This window comes from Levilactobacillus senmaizukei DSM 21775 = NBRC 103853 (assembly GCF_001592085.1).
In the GTDB taxonomy this organism is placed as follows: Bacteria; Bacillota; Bacilli; order Lactobacillales; family Lactobacillaceae; genus Levilactobacillus; species Levilactobacillus senmaizukei.
The window spans coordinates 1-1,004 of sequence record NZ_BCWD01000064.1; the positions used below are offsets into that span (position 1 = coordinate 1).

Here is a 1,004-nt window from a genome sequence, read left to right on the forward strand (position 1 = left end):
GCCAGTTCCAATTGAATTAAGGGTAACCCATTAATTAATAAGGTTACGTCAAACCGGCGATCAGGGTCGACGTCTTGAGTACCAGCTAGCCGTGGTCGTACCGCTTGCCGTACCACTTCATAACTAGATTTACCACCAGCGACGTCCGCTTTCCAAAACAACTCAAGCGTCACCGTGCCCAGCTTAGCATCATCACGTTCAACTTCCACTTTGCCAATGCCATTTTCGGCGGCTAGTAACTTAGCTGCTTCGTAAGGTGTCCGGACCTCAATCGCCCGTTTAACTTGATTAAATTCGGTATCAGTTAAAGGGTATCCCTGCAATTTAGCATAGTTATTGTTATTTAATTTATCACGAAAATTAGCCCATAATTGATCCGGCGTCGCACCATATAGGTCTTTGCGTTCCACCCATTGATTGCTTCCAGTCGTTAAGGTTTTAACAACTTCTTTTTCAAATGACAGTTCCAACATAAAAACATTCCTTCCCCCACCTTTAAATTACTCACTAGTTTATTATACGCGAACAGATTAGCGTTTAGGCTTCATAATTTAATATAGCTAGGATACAAATAAAGCCAAATAGACAAGCATCAAAAAGACGGAAGGTTAATTATTAAGTGGATATACTCCTCTTTGGGTAGACAAGCAAATAATCAAAGCTTGCCTACCTAAGGAGGAGTTTTTCTATGGGCAGAAAAGGTTCTCGCTATACGATTAAAGAGAAGTTGTTTTACATTGGTCTAGTTACTCAGGTGGATGTAAGCTGATTCCTGAGACAACTTTTAAGAGAGGGTATAATGAATAAATCATCTCTCAAAAGGAAGGAATTTTTACATGCAAACTCATTACGACAAAGAATTCAAACAAAACATTATCAACCTATATAAGCAAGGCGAATCAGCTGCCCAACTGGCCAGAGAATATGGCATTGGCTATTCAACAGTTCATAAGTGGATCCAGGGCCAGGCCAAAACTCAATCCGGTAAATCGCCAGACGAAATC

2 protein-coding genes are annotated in these 1,004 nt (G+C 40.6%); one reads left to right on the forward strand and one right to left on the reverse strand.

Annotated features, from left to right (window positions below; genetic code table 11):
* On the reverse strand, positions 1 to 473 hold a 473-nt coding region (locus LSE01S_RS10625; RefSeq protein WP_061777596.1), incomplete at its 3' end, for a type I restriction endonuclease.
* Positions 474 to 836: 363 nt separating this feature from the next.
* Here LSE01S_RS10625 and LSE01S_RS11245 point away from each other — a divergent pair.
* Positions 837 to 1,004: helix-turn-helix domain-containing protein (locus LSE01S_RS11245; protein ID WP_156470533.1), on the forward strand; the 168-nt coding region annotated here is incomplete at its 3' end.